Genomic DNA, 3,661 nt, shown 5'->3' on the forward strand with positions numbered 1-3,661 from the left:
AGGACGAGCGTCTCCGTGCCGGTGTCCTCGGGGAGCTCCGCGACGTGCTGGGTGAGCAGCAGGTGCAGCCAGCTCAGCCGATCCTCGCCGGGCACGGCGACGACGCCGCGATGGCTGCGGTCCACGACCCCGGCCGAGCGGGTCATGGCGCGCTGCTCGGCCTGCGGGTCGCCGCGGTGGGCGGGGACCGCCGCGTCCGGGTCTGCGGGTTCGGGCGTGGGTTCGGGCGTGGGTTCGGGCGTGGGTTCGGGCGTGGGTTCGGGCGTGGGTTCGGGGGTGGGCTCGACGGCGGGCTCGAGGGTGGGGCCGCCGGTGGGCTCGGTCACGGGATGCTCTCCTCCGGGGTGGCGCGGCATGCCGCACACTCGCCGGACAGCGCGACGTGCGATGCGTCGAGCGCGAACCTCGACTCACGCATCAGCCGGGCGGTCAGGTCGTCCATGAGGTCGGTCGGGGCCTCGACGACCGTGCCGCACCGGTGGCACACCAGGTGGACGTGCTGGTGCTCCTCCGCGGAGTAGTTCGGCGCGCCGTGACCGAGGTGGGTGTGGCGGACGAGCCCGATGCGGTCCATCAGGTCCAGCGTGCGGTAGATGGTGGTGATGTTGACCGCTGGCGCGGACTCCTGCACCCGGGCGCAGATCTGTTCGGGCGTGGCGTGGCCGAGGGCACGGACGGCGTCGAGCACGAGCTGGCGCTGGGGAGTCATGCGCAGGCCGCGCTGGTGGAGGGTGCGCCGCAACGCGGCGGTGTCGGTGGGCCGGTCCGATTCGAGCGTCGGCGCCTGCGCAGCGGAGTGGGCGTCCATCGTCCCGATGGTATGCGGCCGGGAAAGGAGTGGACGGGACGCGGCTCACCCTGCCGGGTGCCGATCTCCGCCCGACCGGCGCCACCTCACCACTGCCGGCGCGGGTATACTCCGAGAGGGTGAACGCCGGGCGCCGCGCCGACGGCGTCACCACATCGGGGGGAAACAGAGGGTATGGGTTCGCGGGAGGATCATCGATGACGGCAGACGGCGGCGACCGCTTCCTCGGCGCCCCGCGGTTCGACGTCGTGCTCCGCGGTTACGACCGTCGGCAGGTCGACGAACACATCGCGCGCCTGCAGCGGGTGATCCAGCGCCTGCGCGCCGACCTGGAGATATCCCGCTCCCAACCGCAGCAACAGGCGCCCCCGGCGACCCCGGGCCGCGGGTTCCGGGGCCCGACGACGCCCGAGCGCGGCATGCGCCAGCAGCCGGAATGGGGTCAGCGCCCGCCGCAGCAGCCCGCCCCGGATGTGGTCGGCGGCTTCACCGACCGTATGCAGAGCATCCTGCGGGCCGCCGAGGAGGAGGCGGCCGAGATCCGCCGCAGGGCGCGCATGGACGCCGCGGGTGGCGAGCACCTGCGCGCGCAGGTCGCCGAGCTCGCCGGCCAGCGGGACGCGATGCTCGCCGAGCTGAACCGGCTCCGCGGACGCCTGGACGGCGACGTCGCGCCTCGTGAGGACGGCCGTCCGGGCGAACCCCCTCGTCCCCGGCCGCGCCCCGCGCCCGGACCGCGCCCCGTCGGGCGGACGGCTGCCGTACCGCTGGAGCCGGGCCCGCCCGGCCCGGACGGCGCACCGGCGCCCGATGCCCGCCCGGCCCCCGCGCCACGCCCGCCCCTCGCCGGCGAGAGCGCAGCGGGGGCGGATGCGGCGCAGTCGGCACCGCCCGGCCCGGCCGTGGCCTCGCACGAGCGCACCACCCTCACTCCGGGGGTGTCGCCGTCGCCCCGCCCGCGACCCTCGCCCGTCCCGCGCCCGACCGCGCCGCACCCGACGGCGGTCCAGCCTCCTGCGGCCCAGCAGGGCACGGCCGGTCAGCCCCTGCCGGGCACGTCCCGGCCGGGTGCGCCCGCCCACTCGGCGGACCACTCCGGCACCGTGTGGATGCCCGCGCGAGCGGAGCAGGCCGAGGCGGACGAGGTCGTGGAGAGCGCGGGCGACGGGAGCGTGGAGCGCACGGTCGTGGTGTCGGCGGTACGGCCGAACCAGGTCAAGGCCTCCGGTGCCGACGAGCGGGCCGACGAACGGGCCGACGACGCGGGCAAGCCCGCCGGCGCAGGCAGTGCCCCCGAGACCGAGGCGGGCGACGCCGACGACCCAGCGGGCGCGGCGGACACGGTCGTCACGCCCGCGGTGCGGCGCGCCGGCGACGGCGAGGACGACTCCGACGCCGACGGGACCAGCAACAACGGGCACCACGGCGCAGACCGCGCCACCTCGGCGTTCCGCCCCGGCTGACCGGGCCCCGCCTCAGCCCGCGTAGCGCGCGAGCTGCGCGGACAGGTGCGGCTGGCGTGGCTGACCGACCATCTCGCGCTCGTCCACGTACGCGAGGGTGCCCTCCACTACGCCGTACAGCCGGGTGGCCGACACGACCTCCTTGGCGCTGGCCGTGCGCACGACGGCATCCGTGGCGAGTTCCCACGACGTCAGCGTGAGCGCGCGCCCGTAGTAGACCTCGCTGATCCCGGTGGCGTGCACGAGCAGCACCTCGAGGGTGCCGTCCTCCTGCGGCCGCCAGAACCCGGTCTCGCGCGCCGCGGGCCGGACGACCTCGCCGTTTGCGTCGAGCAGCCACGCGCGGGCCTCGTAGGACAGGAACGGGCGCCCGTCGTGGGCGAAGACGATCTGCTGGCCGAACGCGTACGGTCCGTCGATCGTCGGGTAGACGACCTCGCCGCGGCCCCGCCACACCCCCACGAGCGGGAGCAGGCCCGCGCAGAGGGGGTGCAGGTCCGGGCCCTCGCGGAGGTTCGCGGTGTCGTCCGGGATCGGGAGGTCCTCGTAGCGGGGTCGGTTGCGCGCGGGCGCGTCCGGAGCGGGCTCGAATCCGGCGGCGGCGCTCACGGGGTGTTCCCCTCGTCCGCGGCCGGGGGGACGACCGGCTCGATCGTGAGGACGCTGCGGAGCAGGTAGCCGGTGAACACCAGCGTCGCCACGCTGACGCCGATCAGCACGACGGTGAAGAACCACGACACGGCCGCGCAGCATAGCCCGGCCACCCGGCGGCCCACGCAACGAAAGGCGCGTTCGTCCAACCCAGTTGGACGAACGCGCCGCTCGTTCGACGGCAGGCGGCGGTCAGGACACCGCGACCTCCGCGGAGTGCAGCCCCGGGCCGTGCGCGGTGATCACGGCCTGGCCGTTGCCCGCGCGCGACAGCGCCCGCAGCGTCCACGTGCCGGGTGCGGCGAAGAACCGGAAGCCGCCCTCGGCGGACGACACGACCTCGGCCGTGAACTCCCCGGTGCCGTCCAGGAGCCGGACGAACGCGCCGCCGACGGGCTCACCGGCCGCGAGGACCCTCCCGGTCAGGACGGTCTCCTTCTCCAGGTTCGTGCTGGCCGGAAGGGCCCCGCTCTGGTCCGGTGCCGCGCAACCGCTGCTCACTTCTTCACCCCCAGCTCGATCGGCACGCCGATGAGCGAGCCGTACTCCGTCCAGCTGCCGTCGTAGTTCTTCACGTCGGAGTGTCCGAGCAGCTCGTGCAGCACCACCCAGGTGTGCGAGGAACGCTCGCCGATGCGGCAGTAGGCGATGGTCGCCCGGCCCTCGTCGAACCCCTCGTCCGCGTAGAGCTTGCGGAGGTCCTCGTCGGACTTGAAGGTGCCGTCCTCGTTGGCGGCCT

The 3,661-nt window shown here is 75.1% G+C and carries 6 protein-coding genes and 1 pseudogene; 1 reads left to right on the top strand and 6 read right to left on the bottom strand.

What is annotated here, in order from left to right:
- Together AB7J25_RS30500 and AB7J25_RS30505 are read right to left on the bottom strand one after the other, a co-directional pair.
- A pseudogene (locus AB7J25_RS30500) lies at positions 1 to 326 on the bottom strand (hypothetical protein); the annotation flags it as partial.
- A complete protein-coding gene (locus tag AB7J25_RS30505; RefSeq protein ID WP_428514831.1) occupies positions 323 to 808 on the bottom strand; it encodes a Fur family transcriptional regulator in 486 nt (161 codons plus the stop codon). The pseudogene AB7J25_RS30500 and the gene AB7J25_RS30505, both read right to left, overlap by 4 nt.
- Positions 809 to 1,005: 197 nt before the next feature.
- On the opposite strand from AB7J25_RS30505, the gene AB7J25_RS30510 reads away from it, so the two are divergent.
- Positions 1,006 to 2,271, top strand: coding sequence for a DivIVA domain-containing protein (locus AB7J25_RS30510; RefSeq protein ID WP_428514833.1), 1,266 nt, complete (start codon positions 1,006 to 1,008; stop codon positions 2,269 to 2,271).
- A 12-nt stretch (positions 2,272 to 2,283) separates the two neighbouring features.
- On the opposite strand, the gene AB7J25_RS30515 is transcribed toward AB7J25_RS30510, so the two are convergent.
- From AB7J25_RS30515 to AB7J25_RS30530, 4 genes are all read right to left on the bottom strand, one after another.
- Positions 2,284 to 2,880 (bottom strand): FABP family protein, encoded by a 597-nt coding sequence (locus tag AB7J25_RS30515; protein ID WP_428514835.1) that lies wholly within the window; start codon positions 2,878 to 2,880, stop codon positions 2,284 to 2,286.
- Entirely contained in the window at positions 2,877 to 3,011 is a 135-nt protein-coding gene (locus AB7J25_RS30520; protein WP_428514837.1) for a hypothetical protein, read from the bottom strand. The genes AB7J25_RS30515 and AB7J25_RS30520 overlap by 4 nt, the downstream gene beginning before the upstream one ends.
- Before the next feature lie 103 nt (positions 3,012 to 3,114).
- Entirely contained in the window at positions 3,115 to 3,423 is a 309-nt protein-coding gene (locus AB7J25_RS30525) for a DUF1416 domain-containing protein (RefSeq protein ID WP_428514839.1), read from the bottom strand.
- Positions 3,420 to 3,661, bottom strand: a 242-nt coding sequence (locus AB7J25_RS30530; RefSeq protein ID WP_428514841.1) for a sulfurtransferase, incomplete at its 5' end; no start/stop codon positions are given. The genes AB7J25_RS30530 and AB7J25_RS30525, both read right to left, overlap by 4 nt.

Origin of the sequence: Pseudonocardia sp. (assembly GCF_050246655.1) — a bacterium.
Classification (GTDB): domain Bacteria; phylum Actinomycetota; class Actinomycetes; order Mycobacteriales; family Pseudonocardiaceae; genus Pseudonocardia.

Coding starts and splice junctions, on each gene's coding strand:
- AB7J25_RS30505 (WP_428514831.1), bottom strand. CDS start 808: ATGGACGCCCACTCCGCTGCGCAGGCGCCGACGCTCGAATCGGACCGG.
- AB7J25_RS30510 (WP_428514833.1), top strand. CDS start 1,006: ATGACGGCAGACGGCGGCGACCGCTTCCTCGGCGCCCCGCGGTTCGAC.